Source organism: Acidovorax sp. (genome assembly GCF_021287135.1).
Taxonomy (GTDB): domain Bacteria; phylum Pseudomonadota; class Gammaproteobacteria; order Burkholderiales; family Burkholderiaceae_C; genus Acidovorax.
Map to the genome: position 1 here is coordinate 24,008 of NZ_JAJTBB010000036.1, position 21,675 is coordinate 45,682.

The following is a 21,675-nucleotide window of genomic DNA, read 5'->3' on the forward strand; positions in this document are numbered from 1 at the left end:
ACCGATGCAGCACGCCGTTGTGCTCAACATGATCGTGAAGAACGAGGCGCCGGTCATTGCCCGGTGCCTCGCCTCGGTCAAGCCCTGGATCGACCATTGGGTGATCGTGGACACCGGCTCGACCGATGGCACGCAGGACATCGTCCGTGAATTCATGCAAGGCGTTCCCGGCACGTTGCACGAGCGGCCCTGGAAGAACTTCGCGCACAACCGCAACGAGGCCCTGGAGCTGGCGCGCCCCTACGGCGGCTACCTGCTGTTCATCGATGCGGACGAGCAGTTGCGGGCGCCCGAGGGCTTCGCCTGGCCCCGCCTCACGGCCGATGGCTATACGCTGACCTGCCGCATGGATGGCTGGGAATACCAGCGCAACGCCCTGGTGGCGGCGCGCGTGCGGTGGCGTTGGGAAGGGGTGCTGCACGAGTACCTCACCGCGGCGCAGCACGGCCCCTGGGAGGCCTTGCGCGGCCCGGTCATCGACGTATCGCACGACGGCGCCCGCGCGCGCGACCCCGAGACCTACCTGCGCGACATGGCCTTGCTCGAGCAGGCGGTGCGCGACGACCCCGCCAACACCCGCAATGTGTTTTACCTGGCCCAGAGCTGCCGCGACGCGGGCCGCATCGACGCGGCGCTGGCCTGGTACCAGCGGCGCGTCGACATGGGAGGCTGGGAGGAAGAGCGCTGGTACGCCCTCTTCCAGGCGGCCGTGCTGCAGGAGCGCCAGCAGGCCCCTGCGCCCGCGGTCCGGGACGCTTACCTGGCCGCCTACGCTGCCCGGCCGCAGCGGGCCGAACCCCTGTGCGAGCTGGCGCGCTACCACCGCGAGCGGGCGGAATACGCCCTGGCCACAATGTTCGCGCTGCAGGCCACGCAGATCCCCCAGCCCACGGCGGACATCCTGTTCGTGGACACGCAGGTGTATGCCTGGCGCGCCCTGGATGAACTGGCGGTGAGCGCGTTCTACACCCCGCACCGCGACCTGGGCCGCGCCGCGCTCCAGCGCCTGCTGGCGGACCGCCGATACCCGGCGGGCGACGCGCAGCGCATCGAGGCCAACCGCGCGTTCTACGGCCTGTAGGGACGGTTCCAAGGCACGGGGGCCTGCCGGGCGGGGCTGCGACAATCCCGCCCATGCACCACCAACCTTTCCCTCCCGGCGCTTCCGTTGGCGCCCCTTCTTCGTCCCCCTGGCTGCACGAGGCCATCGCCCGCATCGAGGCCGACTACCAGCGCAGCGCCGACACCCACCTGATTCCGCTGCGGCTGCCCGCGTTTGCCGGGCAGGGCATCGACCTGTACCTGAAGGACGAATCCACCCATCCCACGGGCAGCCTCAAGCACCGCCTGGCACGCTCGCTGTTCCTGTATTCCCTGTGCAATGGCTGGGTGCGCGAGGGATCCACGGTGGTGGAAGCCTCCAGCGGCTCCACCGCCGTGAGCGAGGCCTACTTTGCGCGGCTGCTGGGCCTGCCCTTCGTGGCCGTGATGCCGCGCAGCACGTCCGAGGAGAAGATCGCGCTGATCGAGTTCCACGGCGGCCGCTGCCACTTCGTGGACGGCGCAGGCCAGGTGTATGACGCGGCCCGCGCCATCGCGGCGGAGACGGGCGGGCACTACATGGACCAGTTCACGTATGCCGAGCGCGCGACCGACTGGCGCGGCAACAACAACATCGCCGAAAGCATGTTCACGCAGATGGCGCGCGAGCGCCACCCCGTGCCACGCTGGATCGTGGTGGGTGCCGGCACGGGCGGCACCAGCGCCACGATCGGCCGATACCTGCGCTACCAGCGGCATGCCACGCAGGTATGCGTGGCCGACCCGGCAGGATCGGTGTTCAGCGCCTACCACCGCACGGGCGACGCTACGTTGTCGGCGCCGGGATCGCGCATCGAGGGCATCGGCCGGCCGCGCGTGGAGCCCAGCTTCATCCGCACGCTGGTGGACCGCATGGTCGAGGTGCCCGATACCGAATCGGTCGCGGCCATGCGGGCACTGTCGCAGTTGCTGGGGCGGCGGGTCGGCCCGTCCACGGGCACCAATTTTGTGGCCATGCTCGCGCTGGCGTGCGAGATGCGCGAGCGCGGCGAGCGGGGCGCCATCCTGTCCTTGCTGTGCGACGCGGGCGAACGCTACCTGCCCACCTACTTCAACCCCGAGTGGGTGGCGCAGTGCTTTGGCGACTGCACGGCGGCACAGCACAAGATCGACCAGATGATGGCCTAGGGATCCTCTTCACGAATCGTCGCGCCGTGTGCATCTGCGGTCTCGGGCGGTCTGCTGCGTTGCAAAGCCTCGCAATAGCTGCGGCTATTGCTGCGTTTTGCGCCTTGCAGCCCATCCCGATCCGCAGCGCACACTTTCCGCTCGATTCGTGCAGAACATCCCAAGGAGCCACGGAAACCGCGTGATGCAACAGCCGCATCCCACCCCCATCACAGGCCTCACACGCCGGCAATGGCTGCTCGGCAACGCGCCCGCGGGCTGGGTGCTGGCAGGGCTGGCGGGCACCGGCGGATGGGCGGGCCCTGCCCGCGCGCTGCCCGCGCGCCCGCTGGTGTTTCCCCGCGACCATGGCAGCCACCCGGAGCTGCGCACCGAGTGGTGGTACATCACGGGGCACCTGCAGGCAGACGGCCGGCCCTGGGGTTTTCAAGTCACCTTTTTCCGTTCGCGTGTGGACAGCACGCAGAGCCTGCGGTCCGCGTTCGCCGCCAAGCAGCTGCTGTTTGCCCATGCGGCCGTGACGGATGTGCAAGGCCGGCGGCTGCTGCACGACCAGCGCATCGCCCGGGCCGGCTTTGGCGTGGCGCAAGTCAGCGAAGAGGACACGCGCATTCGGCTGCACGACTGGCAGCTGGAACGCGCGGAGGCCCCCGGCGCCGCAGCGCCCGGGGCCTCTGGGATACCACGGACGCCAGGCAGCCGCTACGCCGCGCGCATCACCGGCGCGCAGTTCAGCCTGGACCTGAGCTTTGAAACCACCCAGCCCCTGCTGCTGCAAGGGGCGCAAGGCTTGTCCCGCAAGGGGCCCGAGGCCGCGCAGGCCAGCTACTACTACAGCCAGCCGCAGCTGCGCGTGGCCGGCAGTGTGGTGGTGCAGGGGCGCCGCATGGAGGCCACGCCCGGCACGGGCCGCGCCTGGCTGGACCACGAATGGAGCGAGGCCCTGATGCACCCGGACGCCCGGGGCTGGGACTGGATCGGCATGAACCTGGACGACGGCAGTGCGCTGACAGCCTTCCGGCTGCGCCGCGCGGATGGGTCCGTCCTGTGGGCCGGCGGATCATGGCGGCGCCCCGGGGAGGCACCGCGGATCTTCGGGGCCGATGCGGTGGCGTTCACAGCCGAGCGCTGGTGGACCAGCCCGCGCAGCGGCGCCCGGTACCCGGTGCAGTGGGCGGTGCAGACACCCGCCGGACACTTCCAAGTGCGGGCGCTGCTGGACGACCAGGAACTGGACAGCGAAGCCTCCACCGGCGCCATCTACTGGGAAGGCCTGTCCGACCTGCTGGACGGCGGCGGCCGCCCAGTAGGCCGGGGTTACCTGGAAATGACCGGTTACGCCAAGCCCCTGCGCCTTTGAACGGCAGGAGGGCCGGGCAGCGCAGCGGATCAGTGGCCGGCCGGGCGCCCTCCCCGGCGCCGTGCCAGCCAGGCAATGATCTCGCCCATGATGCCGCGGCGGAACGCCAGCACGCACACCACGAAAATCAGCCCGGTGACCATGGTGACGGATTCGCCCAGCGTCTTGAACCATTCCACCTGCGTCAGCGCCGCGAGCAAGTTGCCGAACTCGCCGATCTTGTTCTCCAGCAGCACCACGACGGCCGAGCCGATCAACGGGCCGGACAGCGTGCCCAGGCCGCCCACCAGCGTCATCAGGATGACCTGGCCGGACGCTGTCCAGTGCACGTCGGACAAAGTGGCAAAGCCCAGCACCAGGGTCTTGAGCGAGCCCGCCAGACCGGCCAGGGCGGCCGAAATGACGAACGCCAGCAGCTTGAAACGGTGGGTGTCGTACCCCAGCGAGATGGCCCGCGGCTCGTTTTCCTTGATGCCCTTGAGCACCTGGCCGAAGGGCGAGTGGATGGTGCGCACGATGAGCAGGAAGGCGGCGCCCACCACCGCCAGCGCCACGTAGTACATGACCAGGTCGTTCGACAGGTCGATGACGCCGAACAGCTTGCCGCGGGGCACGCCCTGCAGGCCATCCTCGCCGCCGGTGAACGGGGCTTGCAGGCAGGCGAAGAACAACATCTGCGCCAGTGCCAGCGTGATCATGGAGAAATAGATGCCCTGGCGGCGAATGGCCAGCCAGCCAAACAGCAGCCCGAGCAGCGCGCCCCCCGCCGTGCCCAGCAGCAGGCCCACTTCCGGGGTGACGCCCCACACCTTCACCGCGTGGCCGGTCACGTAGGCCGCCCCGCCGAGGAAGGCGGCATGGCCGAAGGACAGCAGCCCCGTGTAGCCCAGCAGCAGGTTGAAGGCCGAAGCGAACAGCGCAAAGCACATGAGCTTCATGACAAACACGGGATAGGCCCCCAGAAAGGGGGCCAGCACCAGGCCCAGCAGCAGCAGGCCGTAGCCCAGGGCGGCGATGTTCTTGGTATTCATGCGGGCGGCCCCTGGCTTATTTCTCTTTGCCGAACAGGCCGGCGGGGCGAATGAGAAGGACGATCACCATGATGACGAACACCACGGTGGACGAGGCTTCGGGGTAGAACACCTTGGTGAACCCCTCGATGACACCGAGCCCGAGGCCGGTGAGGATGGACCCCATGATGGAGCCCATGCCGCCAATCACCACCACCGCGAACACCACGATGATGAGGTTCTGGCCCATGAGCGGCGTCACCTGGTACACCGGTGCCGCCAGCACGCCGGCAAAGGCGGCCAGCGCAGCGCCAAAGGCGTAGGTCAGTGTCACCATGACAGGCACGTTGATGCCGAAGGCCTCCACCAGGCGCGGGTTCTCGGTGCCGGCGCGCAGGTAGGCGCCCAGCCTGGTCTTCTCGATCACGTACCACGTGCCCACGCACACCACCACCGACGCCGCGACCACCCAGGCACGGTAGTTGGGCAGGATCATGAAGCCCAGGTTGGTCGCGCCCTCCAGCAGCTCGGGCGTGTCATAGCCCAGGCCCGAGACGCCGTAGATGGAGCGGAAGACGCCCTCGATCAGCAGCGTGAGCCCAAGCGTCAGCAGCAGGCCGTACAGATGGTCAAGCTGGTAGATCCAGCGCAGCAGCAGCCGCTCGATCAGCACCCCCAACACCCCGACGAGCACGGGCGCCAGCAGCAGCATCACCCAGTAGTTGATGCCAAAGTAGTTCATGGCCATCCAGGTGAAGAGCGCGCCCGTCATGAACAGCGCCCCGTGGGCGAAGTTGATGACGTTGAGCAAGCCAAAGATCACCGCCAGCCCCAGGCTGAGGATGGCGTAGAACGACCCGTTGACCAGCCCCAGGAGGAGCTGGCTCAACAGGCCCGGCAGGGAGACACCAAAGATTTCCATGGGCAAGCCGCAGCGAAGGAGAGACAGAGGGGGGAGTCGTCAGACCGGGTTCTGGCAACGCAGGCCCGCCCGGGTGCGGGCGGGGACCAGCGGCCGAAGCCCGGCGCTGCGCGTCATTTCCAGAGCGGGCACTTGCTCTCGGCCTTGGTGGTGAACACCTGGTCGCCGGGCAGCTTCTTGACGAGCTTGTAGTAGTCCCAGGGCTTGGTGGACTCCGAAGGCTTCTTCACTTCCATCAGATACATGTCGTGGACATAGCGGCCGTCCGCGCGCAGTTGGCCGGAGCCGAAGAAGTCGTTCATCTTCATGCCGCGCCAGGCGGCCATCACCTTGTCGGCGTCCGCCGACTTGGCGGCTTCCACGGCTTTCAGGTAGTTCATGGTGGCCGAATAGTCGGCCGCCTGGATTTCCGTGGGCATGCGCTTGGTCTTCTCGAAGAACCGCGCCGAGAACTTGCGCGTTTCATCGTTCAGATCCCAGTACCAGCTGGTGGTGAACTGCAGCCCCTCGGTATTGCGCAGGCCCAGGCTGTGCACATCGCTGATGAAGATCAGCAGCCCCGCAAGCTTCATGCTCTTGCCGATGCCGAATTCCTTGGCGGCCTTGATCGAGTTGATGGTGTCGCCCCCGGCGTTCGCCAGCCCCAGGATCTGCGCCTTGGAGTTTTGCGCCTGCAGCAGGAACGAGGAGAAGTCCGACGCGTTGAGCGGATGGCGCACCGCGCCCACCACGTTGCCGCCCTTGGCCTTGACCACCGTGCTGGTGTCGGCTTCCAGCGCGTGGCCGAAGGCATAGTCGGCCGTCAGGAAATACCAGCTCTTCCCGCCGCCATCGACGATCGCCGCGCCCGTTCCCTTGGCCAGGGCAACGGTGTCGTAGGCATAGTGCACGGTGTAGGGCGTGCACTGCTCGTTGGTCAGCGCCGAGGTGGCCGCGCCGTTGTTGATGTAGACGCGCTTTTTCTCGGCAGCCACCTTGGCGGTGGCCAGGGCGGTGCCGGAGTTGGTGCCGCCGAAGACCATCGTGACCCCTTGCGTGTCAATCCACTCCCGGGCCTTGGACGCGGCGATGTCGGCCTTGTTCTGGTGGTCGGCCGAGATCAGTTCGATGGGCTGGCCCAGCGCCTTGCCGCCGAAGTCGTCAATCGCCATCTGGATGGCCACCGCACCGTTCTTGCCCTCCACATCCGCATACAGACTGGACATGTCGGTGATGAACCCGATCTTGACCTTGTCTTGCGCCTGTACGGCCGAAGTGGCCAGACCGGCGGCGCCGAGCATCAGTGCGAGCACTTTGACGGGATGCTTCATGGGTTGTCTCCTGTAGTGGTTGGGAAAAAAGGGGAGGAAGGACCGCGGCCAGGGCGTACTACACACCCAGCAATTCGTTGAGGACGGGCATCTTCTGCTCCAGCTCGGCGGCGCCGAACTTTTCGACGATGCGGCCGTGCTCCATCACGTAGAACCGGTCGGCCAGGGGGGCGGCAAAGCGGAAGTTCTGCTCCACCATGACGATGGTGTAGCCCTTCTCGCGCAGCATGGTGATCATGCGGGCCAGGGCCTGCACGATGACGGGCGCCAGGCCTTCGGAGATCTCGTCCAGCAGCAGCAGGTTGGCCCCGGTGCGCAGGATGCGGGCCACGGCCAGCATCTGCTGCTCACCGCCCGACAGGCGCGTGCCCTGGCTGTGCTTTCGCTCCGCCAGGTTGGGAAACATGGCATAGATCTCCGGCACCGACATGCCGTGCGTTCCGGTCTTGAGGGCCGGTGGCAGCAACAGGTTTTCCTCGCACGACAGGCTGGAGAAGATGCCCCGCTCCTCCGGGCAGTAGCCCACACCCAGGTGGGCGATGCGATGCGTGGGCATGTGGATGGTCTCCACGCCGTTAATCTTGACCGAGCCCTTGCGCGCACCGGTCAGGCCCATCACGGCGCGCAGCGTGGTGGTGCGCCCTGCCCCGTTGCGGCCCAGCAGCGTGACGACCTCGCCGGGCTGCACGACGATGTCCACGCCATGCAGCACATGCGATTCGCCGTACCAGGCTTCGAGGTTCTTGATTTCGAGTGCGGGGGTCTTTGTGCTCATCTCATCGATATCCATGGCTACGCAGGAGCCCCGCAGCGCATAACGGCCACGGTCCAGGCCAGCAGACGCCGCGGAACGGGCTTTGCCCGGCCGCTGGCGTCGTCCCCTTCGGGGGGAAGGCGCCGCAGGCGACTCAGGGGGGCGGTCATCCATGCGCTCCTTGCAGCTGCCCGTCCGTCGTCCCCATGTACGCTTCCATGACCTGCGGATTGTTGGAGACCTCTTCGTACGGACCTTCGGCCAGCACGGCGCCGCGCTGCAGCACGGTGATGCGATCCGCAATGGTGGAGACGACTTTCATGTTGTGCTCCACCATCAGGATGGTGCGGCCGGCGGACACCTTCTTGATGAGCTGCGTGACCCGGTCCACGTCCTCGTGGCCCATGCCCTGGGTGGGCTCGTCCAGCAGCATGAGTTCAGGCTCCATGGCCAGCGTGGTGGCGATCTCCAGCGCGCGCTTGCGGCCGTACGGCAGGTTCACGGTGACTTCATCGGCCAGATCTTCCAGGCCCACTTCGGTCAGCAGCTGCATGGCCCGGTCGTCCAGCTGCCGCAGGCTGCGCTCGCTGCGCCAGAAATGGAATGAGGTGCCCAGCTTGCGCTGCAGGCCCAGCCGCACGTTCTCCAGCAGCGTCAGGTGCGGGAACACCGCGGAAATCTGGAACGACCGTATCACGCCGCGCCGCGCAATCTGGGCGGGCTGTTCGCGCGTGATGTCGTGGCCGTTGAACCGTATGGCCCCGGAGGTGGGCGTGAGAAACTTGGTCAGCAGGTTGAAGCAGGTCGTCTTGCCCGCGCCGTTGGGCCCGATCAACGCGTGGATGGAGCCGCGGCGCACCGCCAGGTTCACATCGCTGACCGCCGTGAAGCCCTTGAACTCCTTGGTCAGGCTGCGGGTTTCGAGAATGACATCGCTCATGCGCCTGGGTTGCTCCGTGGGGTGCCGAGAAAGATGCCCTGCAGGAGGGCGCCGGTGCGTGCGTAGCGGGTGTCCCGAGTTGGAAATTCGTTTCATAAAGACGCCCAGAATCGCCGCCATGCCGCGTTGCCAACCCTCGCGACAGCCACTGGCTATCGCTGCGGTTTGCGCCTTGCCTGACGGCGATTTCGACCTCTTTATCTCATCAACGAACTTCCAACGCGGGACACCAGGTGCGAACGCAATGCATCGTATGCCCGCCCACCTACCGGCAGGTACTGGGACTAATGCCTATGTATAAACGCCTACTCCCGGCCCAGCACGCTTTGGGGGCTGAGCGCAGCCCCGCGGTGGGCTGCGGCCCGGCAGGCCTTCCTCCTACACTGCGCGCATGAACGCCACTGCCCGCACCTCCGCCCGCGGGGCACCCCGGTCGCTGACCGGCCTGCTCCCCTTCCTGCGGCCCTACCGCGTCCGCATCGCACTGGCGGGCGTTTTCCTGGTGCTGGCGGCCCTGGCCACGCTGGCCTTCCCGCTGGCCCTGCGCAATCTGGTGGACGGGGGCCTGTCCCAGGCAGACAAAGGTGCGCAAGCCCTGGCCCTGCGCAACCATTTCGGCGCGCTGTTTGCCGTGGCGGTAGCACTGGGAGTGTTCTCCGCGGCCCGCTTCTACACGGTGAGCTGGCTGGGCGAGCGCGTCACGGCCGACTTGCGCAACGCCGTATATGCCCACGTGCTGCGGCAAAGCCCGGCGTTCTTCGAGACCACGCAGACGGGCGAGGTGCTCTCGCGCCTGACCACGGATACCACGCTGGTGCAGACGGTGGTCGGCTCGTCCCTGTCGATGGGCCTGCGCAATGCCGTGATGGGGGTGGGGGCGCTGGCCATGCTGGTGTGGACCAACCCCTATGTCATGTCGGTGGTCCTGCTGGCGGTCGTGCTGGTGGTGCTGCCCACGCTGTGGATCGGGCGCCGCGTGCGGCGCCTGTCGCGCGACAGCCAGGACCGGGTGGCCGATTCCAGTGCCATCGCGGCCGAGGTGCTCAATGCCGTGCCCGTGGTGCAGAGCTACACGGCCGAGGCGCGCGAGTCCGCCCGCTTCGGGCGTGCCACCGACAACGCGTTCCAGACGGCCGTGAAGCGCTCCAGGGCCCGGGCGCTGCTGGTGGCCTTCATCATCGTGGCCAACGCGGCGCTGCTGCTGTGGGGGCTGTACCGCGGCACCGAGGCCGTGCTGGCGGGCCAGATGACGGCGGGCCACCTGGGACAGACCGTGGTCTATGTGATCCTGCTGGCGGGGGCAGTGGCGGTGCTGGGCGAGGTCTATGGCGACCTGCTGCGTGCCGCAGGTGCCACGGAACGGCTGATGGAGTTGCTGGCCAGCGCCTCGCCGGTGGCCGACCCCGCCGCACCGCAGGAGTTGCCGCTGTCCGGCCGGGGGCTGGCGGTGGAATTCGACCGGGTGTCGTTCCACTACCCGTCGCGGCCCGAGGCTGCGGCGCTCCAGGACTTCTCGCTGCGGCTGGCGCCAGGGGAAACGGTGGCCTTGGTGGGCGCCAGCGGGGCCGGCAAGACCACCGTGTTCCAGCTGCTGCAGCGCTTCTATGACGTGGACACCTGCCCGGCCGGGGGCGCCATCCGCCTGAACGGGGTGGATGTGCGCCAACTTTCCCTGGAGGCGTTGCGCGCCCACACGGGCACGGTCCCGCAGGACGCAGTGGTCTTCTCGGCATCGGCGCTGGACAACATCCGCTATGGGCGCCCCGGGGCCAGCGACGAGGACGTTGTCGCGGCCGCGCGCGCGGCCTTTGCCCACGACTTCCTCCAGGCCCTTCCGGAGGGCTATTCCACCTTCCTGGGCGAACGGGGGGTGCGCCTGTCGGGCGGGCAGCGCCAGCGCATCGCCATTGCGCGGGCCATGCTGAAGGACCCGCCGCTGCTGCTGCTGGACGAAGCCACCAGCGCCCTGGACGCCGAAAGCGAACGCATGGTGCAGGCCGCCCTCGACTCGGCCATGCAACGGCACACCGGCCGCCGCACCACCCTGGTCATTGCCCACCGGCTGGCCACGGTGCAGAACGCGGACCGCATTGTCGTGCTGGAACACGGCCGTGTCGTTGAAGAAGGCAGCCACACGGCCTTGTTGGCCCGGGGCGGGGTCTATGCCCGCCTGGCGGCACTGCAGTTCACGGCGTAGGCCGGCGGGCGCCCGTCGGGCACACTGCAAGCGCAGGCGTGTGGCGCACCTATTTTGCTATCTTTTTTATAGCTGCTTACGATTGATTGACGGGCGCTAGAGGCTAAAAAGACCTAAAGTTCGCTGGCATCTCGGGGCCGGGATTCCCGTCCCGCCGACCCGCGGGGCCGCGCTGGCCTTACTGCAGGGGTTCCTTGGCGGCGGCGGGCAGCGGCAGGGGCAGCACGGCAATGCCCTCTTCCAGCAGCTCCAGGGTTTCATGGGGCGTTGCCTGCCCTCGGATCGGGCGCTCTGGCTGTTCGCCATGGTGCATGCGCCGGGCCTCCTGGGCGAAACGTTCGCCCACGTCCTCCGTGCTGGCCATGATCTTGCGGGCCAGCGCCAGCCACGCCGCCTGGAGTGCCGGCGAAGGCGCGCCGCCCGCGACCTCCATCGGATGGCCATTTCCTTCGGTGGATGGACCGCTGGACACGGCCGAAGCAGAAGACGAAGAAGAAGAAGAAGAAGAAGAAGAAGAAGCCCCGGCAGGCTCCCGTGCGCCCAGGTTCAGCCGCGGGGCGCTCAGGCGCTTTTCAATGTGCGCATCGGCGCAGAGGGGGCACTGCACCAGGCCGCGCTGCTTCTGGTGCTGAAAATCGTCCTCGGACGCAAACCAGCCTTCAAAGACATGGCCGCCGCGGCACTGGAGATCAAGCACCTTCATGAAAAGCCCTCGCCCTGGCCGCGCCCTCAGCCGTGGCGCCGCAACAGGTACCGGTACACAAAGCCGGGGAAGGCCAGCGTCAGGAAGAGCGCACCCGTGATGGCGTAGAACTCCCAGCCCTGAGAGGCCGCCTGCCCTGCCCGCCGTTCCAGCAGCAGGGCCAGGCCGCCCACCAGAAAGTAGAACAGCACCAGTTCCCCCAGCCGCCCGGCCAGCGGCTTGCGCGGGGCCGCCACCGGCCCCACCACCAGCCAGCGGTGGTTGACGAACGGCAGGTTGGCCGCCACCAGGGCCGCCACGATGACCAGCCAGACGGACGCGGTAAGAGACACGGCAGCGAGTGCGAGAGGAGCGGGCGAGGAACGGACGGGTCCGGCTGCGGGGCTCAGGTCGCCAGCGCGCGCACGACGGCATCCGCGCACAGCGCCATCAGCCCACCCGGCAGCAGGCCCAGCACCAGCAGCAGCGCACCGTTGAGGGTGAGCACCACGCGCACATCGGCAGGGGCCGCCACGTTGGAGGCCGTCAGCGGAGCGTCGAAGTACATCACCTTGACCACGCGCAGGTAGTAGAACGCGCCGATCAGGGACATGATGACCGCGAACACCGCCATTGCCATGTACAGGGTCTGGCCGGACGCGATGAGAGCCTGCAGCACGGCCAGCTTGGCATAGAAGCCGACCATCGGCGGAATGCCGGCCATCGAGAAGAGGCACACCGACATGATGCCGGCGTACAGCGGGCTGCGCTGGTTCAGGCCGGCAAAGTCGGAAATCTCTTCGCTTTCAAAGCCTTCGCGGGCCAGCAGCAGCATCACGCCGAACGCAGCCAGGGTGGTGAGCACATAGGTGATCACGTAGAACATGGACGCGCTGTAGGCGTTTTCCACGGCGGTGGCATCCACGTTGCCGTTCACCACCCCCGACATCAGGCCCAGCAGCACAAACCCCATCTGCGAGATGGTGGAGTACGCCAGCATGCGCTTGAGGTTGGTCTGCGGGATGGCCGCCAGATTGCCCACCAGGAGCGAGCCGATGGCCAGCACGGCCAGCATCTGCTGCCAGTCGATCGCCAGCGGCAGCAAGCCGTCCACCAGCAGGCGGATGGTGATCGCAAACGCCGCCAGTTTGGGAGCGCCGCCGATCATCAGGGTCACCGCCGTGGGCGCGCCCTGGTAGACGTCCGGGATCCACATGTGGAAAGGCACCACACCCAGCTTGAATGCCAGGCCGGCCACGACGAACACCAGGCCGAACACCAGCACCTGGTGGCGGATCTGGCCGGAGTTGACCGCCTTGAACACTTGGCCGATATCGAGCGAGCCGGTGGCGCCGTAGACCATGGACAGGCCATACAGCAGGAAACCGCTGGCCATGGCGCCCAGCACGAAGTACTTCATGGCCGCCTCGGTGGCGGTGGCGTTGTCGCGGCGCAGGGCCACCAGGGCATAGCTCGACAGGGTCAGCAGCTCCAGGCCCAGGTAGATCACGAGGAAGTTGTTGCCCGAGATCATGATGAACATGCCCAGCAGCGCAAACATCGACAGCGTGAACATTTCACCGCCGCGCAGCATTCCGCGGTCGGCCGCGTAGGGGCGGGCATAGACCAGCGTGATCATCATGGCCACCGTGGCAAAGCACTTGAGCCAGTTGCCCATGGCATCGCTCACCACCATGTTGCCGAAGCCGTAGAACGTGTTGCCGCCCGTGGCATAGAGGCCCTGCAAGGCCGCAACCACGGCCAGGGTGAGCATGGTCAGCACGTAGGTACCGGTGCGCCGGGCGCTGTGCACCCCCAGATCGACCAGCGCGATCACGCAGGCCATCGTCAACAGCACGATTTCAGGGTAAATCGCGAGCCAGCTGATGTTGTCAATCATCTTTGGAATCTCTCAGTTCAGTCTGGGTTCGCTCAATTCAGCTTGGACAGCGCGACATGCTTGAGCAGCTCCGCCACGGAGACATCCATCACATCCGTGAAGGGGCGTGGGAACAGGCCCATGGCCAGCACGGCAACGCCCAGCACGGCCAGCACCAGGAATTCACGGGTCACGATATCGCTCAGGCCCTTCACGTTGTCATTGGCCACCGGCCCCAGGTACACGCGCTTGAACATCCACAGGGTGTAGGCGGCACCAAAGATCAGCGCCGTGGCTGCAGCCACGCCGATCCAGAAGTTGGCCTTGACCGCCCCCAGGATCACCATCCACTCGCCCACGAAACCTGCCGTGCCCGGCAGGCCGCAGTTGGCCATCGCGAACAGCAGCGCAAAGGCCGTGAAGTTGGGCATGGTGTTGACCACGCCGCCGTAGGCCGCGATTTCACGCGAGTGCACCCGGTCGTACAGCACGCCGATGGACAGGAACATGGCGCCGGACACGAAACCGTGGGCAATCATCTGCACCAAGCCGCCAGACACGCCCAGGTCGTTGAAGATGAAGAAGCCCAGCGTGACGAAGCCCATGTGCGCCACGGACGAATACGCCACCAGCTTCTTCATGTCTTTCTGGACCATGGCCACCAGGCCCACGTAGATCACGGCGATCAGCGACAGGCCGATCATCAGCCAGGCCCACTCGCGGGAAGCGTCCGGTGCGATGGGCAGCGAGAAGCGCAGGAAACCATAGGCCCCCAGCTTCAGCATGATGGCGGCCAGCACGGCAGAACCGCCGGTGGGCGCTTCCACGTGCACGTCGGGCAGCCAGGTGTGCACCGGCCACATCGGCACCTTCACGGCAAAGGCGGCAAAGAAGGCAAAGAACAGCAGCGTCTGCGCACGGCCGCTCAGCGGCAGCTGGTGCCAGGTGGCGATTTCAAAGCTGCCACCCGACTGGTTGTACAGGTAGATCAGCGCGATCAGCATCAGCAGCGAACCGAGCAGCGTGTACAGGAAGAACTTGAACGCTGCGTAGATCTTGTTGGGGCCGCCCCAGATACCGATGATGAGGTACATCGGGATCAGCGTGGCCTCGAAGAACACGTAGAACAGCATGCCGTCCAGTGCTGCGAACACGCCGATCATGAGGCCCGACAGGATCAGGAACGCACCCATGTACTGGTTGACGCGCTCGGTGATCGACTCCCACGAAGCCACCACCACGATCACTGTGATGAACGCCGTCAGGGGCACGAACCAGAACGAAATGCCATCCACACCCAGGTGGTAATGGATGTTGAAGCGTTCGATCCACGCCGCCTTCTCGACGAACTGCATTGCAGCCGTGCCCAGTTCGAACCCGCCATACAGGGGCAAGGTGACCAGGAAGCCGATCAAGGCCCCCAGCAGCGCGATCCACCGCACCGCCCGTGCATGCTCATCCCGCCCAAGGGCCAGCAGCAGCACACCGAAGGCGATCGGCGTCCAGATTGCAAGACTCAACAGACCCATTTGTTGTTTTCCTTATTTGATGAGCCGCAACACAGCGTCGCCCCAGACAAACCAGGTCATCAGTGCGAAGACCCCCAGGATCATCACCAGCGCGTAGTGGAAGACAAAGCCCGACTGCAGCCAGCGCACGACGCCGGAGACCGCCCCCACGATGCGCCAGGAACCATTCACCAGGGCCCCATCGATGACGGCCTGGTCGCCACCCTTCCACAAGCCCACGCCCAGAGCGCGCGCACCGCGGGCCAGGATGTTTTCATTGATCCAGTCCATGCCGTACTTGTTTTCCAGCAACTGGTAGATGCCGACCGATTCAAAGAACCGCTTGAGCGCCGCAGGCACCGCCGGTTTGACCATGTACATGTAGTACGCCAGGACCACCCCGGCCAGTGCCAGCCAGAACGGCGCGGTCTGCAAGCCGTGCAGGGCCATGGCCACGGGGCTGTGGAACTCCTCGGCCAGCTTGGCCATCGCCGGGTGCTTGGCGGCATCGATAAAGATCACGTCCTTGAAGAAGTCGCCGAACAGCATGGGCTCGATGAACATGAAGCCCACCACCACCGAGGGGATCGCCAACAGCACCAGCGGCACCGTCACCACCCAGGGAGACTCGTGCGGCTTGGCAGCGTGGCCGTGGTGGTCGTCATGGCCGTGGTGGTCATCGTGGTGCGCGTCCGGATTCTGGTCGTAACGCTCCTTGCCGTGGAAGACCAGGAAATACATGCGGAACGAATAGAACGCGGTGATGAACACGCCGGCCAGGACGGCGAAGTGCGCAAAACCGGCAGCCGGCAGATGGCTGAAATGCACGGCCTCGATGATGCTGTCCTTGGAGTAGAAGCCCGAGAACAGCGGGGTACCGATGAGCGCCAGCGAGCCCAGCAGCGAAGTGAGCCAAGTGATCGGCATGTATTTGCGCACGCCGCCCATCCAGCGGATGTCCTGGTTGTGGTGCATGCCCATGATGACGGAACCAGCACCCAGGAACAGCAGAGCCTTGAAGAACGCGTGGGTCATCAGGTGGAACACCGCCACCGAGTAGGCCGACGCACCGAGCGCTACCGTCATGTAGCCCAGCTGGGACAGCGTGGAATACGCCACCACGCGCTTGATGTCATTCTGGATGATGCCCAGGAAGCCCATGAACAGGGCCGTGATGGCACCAATCACCATGATGAAGTTGAGCGCGGTTTCCGACAGCTCGAACAGCGGCGACATGCGCGACACCATGAAGATGCCGGCGGTCACCATGGTGGCCGCGTGGATCAGCGCCGAAATGGGCGTGGGGCCTTCCATGGAATCCGGCAGCCACACGTGCAGCGGGAACTGGGCCGACTTGCCCATCGCGCCGATGAACAGGCAGATGCAGATGACGGTGATCAGCATCCACTGGGTGCCAGGGAAGGGCAACCCGCCGAGTTCGCCCGCCTTGGCAAAGATCTCGCTGTAGTTCAGCGTTCCTGCATAGGCCGCAATCAGGCCGATGCCCAGGATGAAGCCAAAGTCGCCCACGCGGTTGACCAGGAAGGCCTTCATGTTGGCAAAGATGGCCGACGGCTTGTTGAACCAGAAGCCGATCAGCAGGTACGACACCAGGCCCACCGCTTCCCAGCCGAAGAACAGCTGCAGCAGGTTGTTGCTCATGACCAGCATGAGCATGGAGAACGTGAACAGCGAGATGTACGCGAAGAAACGGTTGTAGCCGTCATCCTCTTCCATGTAGCCGATGGTGTAGATGTGCACCATCAGCGACACGAAGGTCACCACCACCATCATCATGGCCGTCAGGCTGTCCACCAGGAAGCCCACTTCCATCTTCAATCCGCCCACCACCATCCAGGTGTAGAGGGTTTCATTGAAGCGTGCGCCGTCCAGCGCCACGCTCTTGAGGGTCATCGCGGACAGCACGAACGCCACCAGCACCCCCAGGATCGTCAGGGTGTGGCTCAGGCGGCGGCCAATCCAGTTACCACCAAAGGTCGTGCCGAAGATACCGGCCAGCAAGGCGCCCGCCAGCGGGGCCAATGGCACGGCCAGGAGCGTTGAAGCAGAGAGGGTTTGACTCATTCTTGAGAACCTTGGGAATACTGGCAGCCCATCAACCCTTGAGGGTGTTGAGGTCTTCCGCGTTGATGCTGGACTTGTTGCGGAACAACAGCACCAGGATGGCCAGGCCAATGGCGGACTCGGCCGCCGCCACCGTCAGGATGAAAAACACGAAGACCTGCCCGTGCATGTCACCCAGGTAATGGGAGAACGCCACGAAGTTCATGTTGACCGCCAGCAGCATCAGCTCGATCGCCATCAGCAGCACGATCAGGTTCTTGCGGTTCAGGAAAATGCCGATCACCGCCAGCGCGAACAGCATCGCGCCCAGAGAGAGGAAGTGTCCCAACGTCAGCGTCATGCTTTTTTCTCCTCGGCAGCAGGCGCGGCGGCCACTTCAGCAGCAGGCTTCTGGGTCGCCGCCAGCTTCACGACCTCCAGGCGGTCTGCGGCGCGCACGCGGATTTGTTCGGACGGATTGATGGCCTTGCTGTCCTTGCGATGGCGCAGGGTCAGGGCAATGGCCGCCACCATCGCCACCAGCAGGATCACGGCTGCGATTTCCACCGGAAAGAGGTATTCGGTGTAGAGCAGCTTGCCCAGCGCCTTGGTGTTGGAATAAGGCACCACCTGGCCCGCAGCGTCCACCACGGCCGCGATGGCCTTGGGTTCATCCATGCTGCGAAAGCCCCCCATCAGCACGGCGGCCATTTCGAGGGCGATCAGGGCGCCCACCGTCGCCGCCAGGGGAAAGTGCTTCCAGAAACCCTTGCGCACGGTGTCGATGTGGATGTCCAGCATCATCACCACAAACAGGAACAGCACCATCACTGCGCCCAGGTACACCAGCACCAGCGCAATGGCCAGGAACTCGGCCTTGAGCAGCAGCCACACAGCGGCCGCCTGCGAGAACGCGAGGATGAGGTACAGCACCGCATGCACGGGGTTGCGGGCGGTGATCACCCGGAAGGCTGCAAACAGCAGCACAACCGAGAAGAGGTAGAAGAAACCGGTCTTGGCGTCCATGGGTCGGTCTTTATAGAAAGTCGGGCAACGAGGCTGAACCCATCACCGCTCAGCGGTACTTGGCGTCGGCGGCCTTTGCCGCAGCGATCTCGCCTTCGTACCGGTCCCCCACGGCCAGGAGCATGTCCTTCGTGAAATACAGATCGCCGCGCTTTTCTCCGTGGTATTCGAAGATGTGCGTTTCCACAATCGAATCGACGGGGCAGCTCTCCTCGCAGAATCCGCAGAAGATGCACTTGGTCAGGTCGATGTCGTAGCGCGTGGTACGGCGCGATCCATCGGCCCGCACGTCGGACTCGATGGTGATCGCCATCGCGGGACACACGGCTTCGCACAGCTTGCAGGCAATGCAGCGCTCTTCACCGTTGTCGTACCGGCGCAGGGCGTGCAGGCCGCGGAAACGGGGCGACAGCGGTGTCTTCTCTTCCGGGAATTGCACCGTGACCTTGCGGCGGAATGCGTAGCGGCCCGTCAAGGCCATGCCCTTGGCCAGTTCCACGAGCATGAAGCTCTTGAGAAAGTCCTTCAGGGAAAAAGGTGCAGCAGCAACAGTAGCAGTCATACGTGTTGTCCCCGCTTATTTCCAGATGTTCCAGGGCGAGAGCAACCACCCACCCACGATGAGCAGCCACACCAGGGTGACCGGAATGAAGATCTTCCAACCCAGCCGCATGATCTGGTCATAGCGGAAGCGCGGAAAGGTGGCGCGGATCCAGATGAACATGGACACCACCAGGAAGGTCTTGATGCCCAGCCAGATCCACCCGGGAATCCAGTTGAAGAGCGCACTGTCCACGGGAGGCAGCCAGCCACCCAGGAACATCAGCGCCGCCAGGATGGACACGAGCCACATGCTGGCGTACTCGGCCAGGAAGAAGATCGCGAAGCCCATGCCCGAATACTCGACCATGTGGCCGGCCACGATTTCCGCTTCGCCTTCCACCACGTCGAACGGGTGGCGGTTGGTTTCAGCCACGCCCGAGATCAGGTAGACGAGGAAGATCGGCAGCAGCGGCAGCCAGTTCCACGACAGGAACACCAGGCCCTTGTCGGCCGCCATGCCACGGCCCTGGCCCATCACGATTTCAGTGAGGTTCATGCTGCCGGACACCATGATCACCACGAGGAAGCAGAAGCCCATCGCGATTTCATAGCTCACCATCTGGGCCGAGGCGCGCAGCGCCCCCAAGAAGGCGTACTTGGAGTTGGAAGCCCAGCCGGCGATGATCACACCGTACACCTCAATGGAGGTAATGGCCATGATCAGCAGCAGGCCGGCGTTCACATTGGCCAACGCCACGTCCGGACCGAACGGGATCGCCACCCACGCAGCCAGCGCAGGCATGATCGCCATCACGGGGCCGAGCACGAACAGGCCCTTGCTCGCGGCCGCGGGCTGGATGATTTCTTTGGTCAGCAGCTTCAAGGCGTCGGCAATGGGCTGCAGCAGGCCCATGGGGCCTACGCGGTTCGGACCGTAGCGCACTTGCATGAAGCCCAGCAGCTTGCGCTCCCAGAGCGTCAGGTAGGCCACGGCGCCCATCAGCGGCGCCAGGATGCACACGATCTTGATCAAAATCCAGAGCACTGGCCAGGCCACGGTGGCCCACCAGCCGAAAGGCAGCAGGTTCAACCCGCCGTTGTAGAGTGCGTCGATCATGCGGCCACCTCACGTGCCAGGCGTGCGTCGGCAGTCAGTTGCAGCGACGGCGAACGGCGCACGAGGCCGTCCAGTTGGTAGATGGAGGCCACAACCGGCTCCGCTGCGGCGGCAGCGGGCGCGGCTGCAGGCCGTTGCGACACCTTGTTGGAGAGCTGGTCGGCGCCCAGCTGGGCCACAGAGCCGGCGGGCGCATTGGTTGCCCGCACCAGCACATCCTGCGAGGTTTCGAAATCGAAACCGGGAACCCCCAGCAGATTGGCCAGCACGCGCAGCACCTTCCAGGCGGGACGGGTGTCGCCCAGCGGCTTCACCACCGCGTGGAAGCTTTGCAGACGCCCTTCGGCGTTGATGAAGCTGCCGGACGTTTCAGTGAACGGAGCGATCGGCAACAAGACGTCACTGAACTCCAGGTTGGCCTTGAAGGGGCTCAGCGTCACCACCATGTCTGCACCAGACAGGGCCGCGGCAGCTTGCGCGCCCACTGCGGAATCATGAACGGGCTCCGTGTTGAGCAGCACTGCGGCCTTCACCCCACCGGAGAGCATCTGAGCAGCATTCAATCCACCGTTGACCGGGTGTGCGCCCACAAATTGCGCGCCCACGGTGTTGGCCGCTTCGGTCAGATAGCCGACCGTCGCACCCGTGTGCTCGCCAATCCATTGGGCCAGGGCCAGCAGCTGCGTGGCTTGCGCGTGATGCGCAGCGGCATTGCCGAGCAGCACCGCCTTGCGTTCGCCGCCCAGCAGAGACCGGGCGATGGCCACAGCCGCTTCGTCGGCAGCCGCAGCACCCGCTGGCGCGGCGATGCCCTTCTCCTGGGCCACCGCGGACGCAATGCCGCCGAGCACCGGCACCCATTGGCTGGCGCCCTGCACCACCCACTGGGCCACAGGAAGCGCCCAGTCGTGCGCCACCGCATCAATGGCGCTGACCTGGCAGCCGTGGCGGGCCGCTTGCCGGATGCGCTGCGCGAACAGCGGATGGTCCTTGCGCAGGTTGGAGCCGACCACCAGCACGCGCTGCAACGTGGACAGCGAGGCAATCGAGGTGCCAAGCCAGCGAACGCCTTCGGGCGCTGCAAATTCTGCGTTGCGCAGGCGGTAGTCGATGTTGTCGCTACCCAGGCCGCGCACCAGGGCGGAAGCCAGGTACAGCTCCTCGACCGTGCTGTGCGGGCTCACCAGCGCACCGATGCTGCCGGCGCCGTGTTCGTTCTTGATGTTCTTGAGGCCGTTGGCCACGTATTCCAGGGCCGTCTGCCAGTCCGTCTCCTGCCACACGCCACCCTGCTTGAGCATGGGGCGAGTGAGGCGCTCGTCGCTGTTCAGGGCCTCGTAGGAGAAACGGTCGCGGTCGGCGATCCAGCACTCATTGACGGCCTCGTTTTCCAGCGGGACCACGCGCATGACCTTGTGGTTCTTGACCTGCACGATCAGGTTGGCACCCGTGGAGTCATGCGGACTCACCGAGCGGCGGCGCGACAGTTCCCAGGTACGGGCGCTGTAGCGGAACGGCTTGCTGGTCAAGGCACCGACCGGGCAGATGTCGATCATGTTGCCCGAGAGCTCGGAGTCCACCGTATCGCCCATCACCGTGGTGATTTCGGAATGCTCGCCGCGGTTGACCATGCCCAGCTCCATCACGCCGGCGACCTCCTGGCCGAAGCGAACGCAGCGGGTGCAATGGATGCAGCGGCTCATCTCTTCCATGGAGATCAGCGGCCCCACATCCTTGTGGACCACGACACGCTTTTCCTCCTCGTAGCGCGACGACGAGCCGCCGTAGCCCACGGCAAGATCCTGCAGCTGGCACTCACCACCCTGGTCGCAGATGGGGCAATCCAGCGGGTGGTTGATCAGCAGGAACTCCATGACCGACTGCTGGGCCTTGATGGCCTTGTCGCTCTTGGTCCGCACGATCATGCCCTGCGTCACGGGCGTGGCGCAGGCGGGCATGGGCTTGGGGGCCTTCTCCACGTCCACCAGGCACATGCGGCAGTTCGCCGCGATCGAAAGCTTCTTGTGGTAGCAGAAATGCGGAATATAGGTGCCCGCCTTCTCGGCCGCATGCATCACCATGCAGCCCTCGGCGACTTCCACTTTCTGGCCGTCCAGTTCAATTTCAACCATAT

Annotated in this window: 19 protein-coding genes; 4 read left to right on the plus strand and 15 right to left on the minus strand. The window is 65.5% G+C overall.

Annotated features, from left to right (window positions below):
* Positions 1–4 precede the first annotated feature (4 nt).
* The 3 genes from LWW96_RS09175 (at position 5) to LWW96_RS09185 (ending at position 3,589) form a co-directional block, all read left to right on the plus strand.
* Positions 5–1,081 (plus strand): glycosyltransferase, encoded by a 1,077-nt coding sequence (locus LWW96_RS09175; RefSeq protein ID WP_291486188.1) that lies wholly within the window; start codon positions 5–7, stop codon positions 1,079–1,081.
* A 53-nt stretch (positions 1,082–1,134) separates the two neighbouring features.
* The gene (locus LWW96_RS09180; protein ID WP_291486190.1) at positions 1,135–2,229 is read left to right on the plus strand and encodes a PLP-dependent cysteine synthase family protein; all 1,095 of its coding nucleotides are present in this window, start codon (positions 1,135–1,137) and stop codon (positions 2,227–2,229) included.
* A 184-nt stretch (positions 2,230–2,413) separates the two neighbouring features.
* The gene (locus tag LWW96_RS09185) at positions 2,414–3,589 is read left to right on the plus strand and encodes a carotenoid 1,2-hydratase (protein ID WP_291486192.1); all 1,176 of its coding nucleotides are present in this window, start codon (positions 2,414–2,416) and stop codon (positions 3,587–3,589) included.
* Between the two features lie 29 nt (positions 3,590–3,618).
* Here LWW96_RS09185 and LWW96_RS09190 read toward each other — a convergent pair whose 3' ends face one another.
* The 5 genes from LWW96_RS09190 to LWW96_RS09210 form a co-directional block, all read right to left on the minus strand.
* Positions 3,619–4,620, minus strand: coding sequence for a branched-chain amino acid ABC transporter permease (locus tag LWW96_RS09190; protein ID WP_291486194.1), 1,002 nt, complete (start codon positions 4,618–4,620; stop codon positions 3,619–3,621).
* Positions 4,621–4,636: 16 nt separating this feature from the next.
* Positions 4,637–5,521, minus strand: coding sequence for a branched-chain amino acid ABC transporter permease (locus LWW96_RS09195; RefSeq protein WP_291486196.1), 885 nt, complete (start codon positions 5,519–5,521; stop codon positions 4,637–4,639).
* 113 nt (positions 5,522–5,634) lie between these two features.
* Complete coding sequence (locus tag LWW96_RS09200; protein WP_291486198.1) at positions 5,635–6,831, minus strand: ABC transporter substrate-binding protein; 1,197 nt, start codon at positions 6,829–6,831, stop codon at positions 5,635–5,637.
* 58 nt (positions 6,832–6,889) lie between these two features.
* Positions 6,890–7,606 (minus strand): ABC transporter ATP-binding protein, encoded by a 717-nt coding sequence (locus tag LWW96_RS09205; protein ID WP_291486199.1) that lies wholly within the window; start codon positions 7,604–7,606, stop codon positions 6,890–6,892.
* 145 nt (positions 7,607–7,751) lie between these two features.
* Positions 7,752–8,525, minus strand: coding sequence for an ABC transporter ATP-binding protein (locus tag LWW96_RS09210; protein WP_291486201.1), 774 nt, complete (start codon positions 8,523–8,525; stop codon positions 7,752–7,754).
* Positions 8,526–8,916: 391 nt separating this feature from the next.
* Here LWW96_RS09210 and LWW96_RS09215 point away from each other — a divergent pair, with 391 nt between their 5' ends.
* On the plus strand, positions 8,917–10,722 hold the full coding sequence (locus LWW96_RS09215; protein ID WP_291486202.1) for an ABC transporter transmembrane domain-containing protein: 1,806 nt from the start codon (positions 8,917–8,919) through the stop codon (positions 10,720–10,722).
* 178 nt (positions 10,723–10,900) lie between these two features.
* Here the strand turns inward: LWW96_RS09215 and LWW96_RS09220 are convergent, their stop codons facing one another.
* The 10 genes from LWW96_RS09220 to nuoG are packed head-to-tail and all read right to left on the minus strand — an operon-like array spanning position 10,901 to position 21,673.
* Positions 10,901–11,425 (minus strand): DUF1178 family protein, encoded by a 525-nt coding sequence (locus tag LWW96_RS09220; protein WP_291486204.1) that lies wholly within the window; start codon positions 11,423–11,425, stop codon positions 10,901–10,903.
* Between the two features lie 26 nt (positions 11,426–11,451).
* Positions 11,452–11,757, minus strand: coding sequence for a DUF2818 family protein (locus LWW96_RS09225; protein ID WP_291486206.1), 306 nt, complete (start codon positions 11,755–11,757; stop codon positions 11,452–11,454).
* Between the two features lie 53 nt (positions 11,758–11,810).
* Positions 11,811–13,304, minus strand: a complete 1,494-nt coding sequence (gene nuoN, locus LWW96_RS09230) for an NADH-quinone oxidoreductase subunit NuoN (protein WP_291486208.1) — start codon at positions 13,302–13,304, stop codon at positions 11,811–11,813.
* 32 nt (positions 13,305–13,336) lie between these two features.
* On the minus strand, positions 13,337–14,812 hold the full coding sequence (locus LWW96_RS09235) for an NADH-quinone oxidoreductase subunit M (protein WP_291486210.1): 1,476 nt from the start codon (positions 14,810–14,812) through the stop codon (positions 13,337–13,339).
* 12 nt (positions 14,813–14,824) lie between these two features.
* A complete protein-coding gene (gene nuoL, locus LWW96_RS09240) occupies positions 14,825–16,876 on the minus strand; it encodes an NADH-quinone oxidoreductase subunit L (RefSeq protein WP_291486212.1) in 2,052 nt (683 codons plus the stop codon).
* A 31-nt stretch (positions 16,877–16,907) separates the two neighbouring features.
* A complete protein-coding gene (gene nuoK, locus LWW96_RS09245; RefSeq protein WP_005793248.1) occupies positions 16,908–17,216 on the minus strand; it encodes an NADH-quinone oxidoreductase subunit NuoK in 309 nt (102 codons plus the stop codon).
* Complete coding sequence (locus tag LWW96_RS09250) at positions 17,213–17,881, minus strand: NADH-quinone oxidoreductase subunit J (RefSeq protein WP_291486215.1); 669 nt, start codon at positions 17,879–17,881, stop codon at positions 17,213–17,215. The genes nuoK and LWW96_RS09250 overlap by 4 nt, the downstream gene beginning before the upstream one ends.
* A 49-nt stretch (positions 17,882–17,930) precedes the next feature.
* Positions 17,931–18,443 carry an NADH-quinone oxidoreductase subunit NuoI gene (gene nuoI, locus LWW96_RS09255; protein WP_291486218.1) on the minus strand — a complete coding sequence of 171 codons (513 nt, stop codon included), beginning with the start codon at positions 18,441–18,443 and terminating at the stop codon, positions 17,931–17,933.
* A gap of 15 nt (positions 18,444–18,458) precedes the next feature.
* Entirely contained in the window at positions 18,459–19,541 is a 1,083-nt protein-coding gene (nuoH, locus tag LWW96_RS09260; protein WP_291486220.1) for an NADH-quinone oxidoreductase subunit NuoH, read from the minus strand.
* A complete protein-coding gene (nuoG, locus tag LWW96_RS09265) occupies positions 19,538–21,673 on the minus strand; it encodes an NADH-quinone oxidoreductase subunit NuoG (protein WP_291486222.1) in 2,136 nt (711 codons plus the stop codon). The genes nuoH and nuoG overlap by 4 nt, the downstream gene beginning before the upstream one ends.
* Positions 21,674–21,675: the final 2 nt, after the last annotated feature.

Coding starts and splice junctions, on each gene's coding strand:
- LWW96_RS09250 (WP_291486215.1), bottom strand. CDS start 17,881: ATGGACGCCAAGACCGGTTTCTTCTACCTCTTCTCGGTTGTGCTGCTG.
- nuoG (WP_291486222.1), bottom strand. CDS start 21,673: ATGGTTGAAATTGAACTGGACGGCCAGAAAGTGGAAGTCGCCGAGGGC.
- nuoI (WP_291486218.1), bottom strand. CDS start 18,443: ATGACTGCTACTGTTGCTGCTGCACCTTTTTCCCTGAAGGACTTTCTC.
- LWW96_RS09215 (WP_291486202.1), top strand. CDS start 8,917: ATGAACGCCACTGCCCGCACCTCCGCCCGCGGGGCACCCCGGTCGCTG.
- LWW96_RS09175 (WP_291486188.1), top strand. CDS start 5: ATGCAGCACGCCGTTGTGCTCAACATGATCGTGAAGAACGAGGCGCCG.
- LWW96_RS09205 (WP_291486199.1), bottom strand. CDS start 7,606: ATGAGCACAAAGACCCCCGCACTCGAAATCAAGAACCTCGAAGCCTGG.
- LWW96_RS09190 (WP_291486194.1), bottom strand. CDS start 4,620: ATGAATACCAAGAACATCGCCGCCCTGGGCTACGGCCTGCTGCTGCTG.
- nuoK (WP_005793248.1), bottom strand. CDS start 17,216: ATGACGCTGACGTTGGGACACTTCCTCTCTCTGGGCGCGATGCTGTTC.
- nuoN (WP_291486208.1), bottom strand. CDS start 13,304: ATGATTGACAACATCAGCTGGCTCGCGATTTACCCTGAAATCGTGCTG.
- nuoL (WP_291486212.1), bottom strand. CDS start 16,876: ATGAGTCAAACCCTCTCTGCTTCAACGCTCCTGGCCGTGCCATTGGCC.
- LWW96_RS09185 (WP_291486192.1), top strand. CDS start 2,414: ATGCAACAGCCGCATCCCACCCCCATCACAGGCCTCACACGCCGGCAA.
- LWW96_RS09210 (WP_291486201.1), bottom strand. CDS start 8,525: ATGAGCGATGTCATTCTCGAAACCCGCAGCCTGACCAAGGAGTTCAAG.
- LWW96_RS09235 (WP_291486210.1), bottom strand. CDS start 14,812: ATGGGTCTGTTGAGTCTTGCAATCTGGACGCCGATCGCCTTCGGTGTG.
- LWW96_RS09180 (WP_291486190.1), top strand. CDS start 1,135: ATGCACCACCAACCTTTCCCTCCCGGCGCTTCCGTTGGCGCCCCTTCT.
- LWW96_RS09195 (WP_291486196.1), bottom strand. CDS start 5,521: ATGGAAATCTTTGGTGTCTCCCTGCCGGGCCTGTTGAGCCAGCTCCTC.
- LWW96_RS09200 (WP_291486198.1), bottom strand. CDS start 6,831: ATGAAGCATCCCGTCAAAGTGCTCGCACTGATGCTCGGCGCCGCCGGT.
- LWW96_RS09220 (WP_291486204.1), bottom strand. CDS start 11,425: ATGAAGGTGCTTGATCTCCAGTGCCGCGGCGGCCATGTCTTTGAAGGC.
- nuoH (WP_291486220.1), bottom strand. CDS start 19,541: ATGATCGACGCACTCTACAACGGCGGGTTGAACCTGCTGCCTTTCGGC.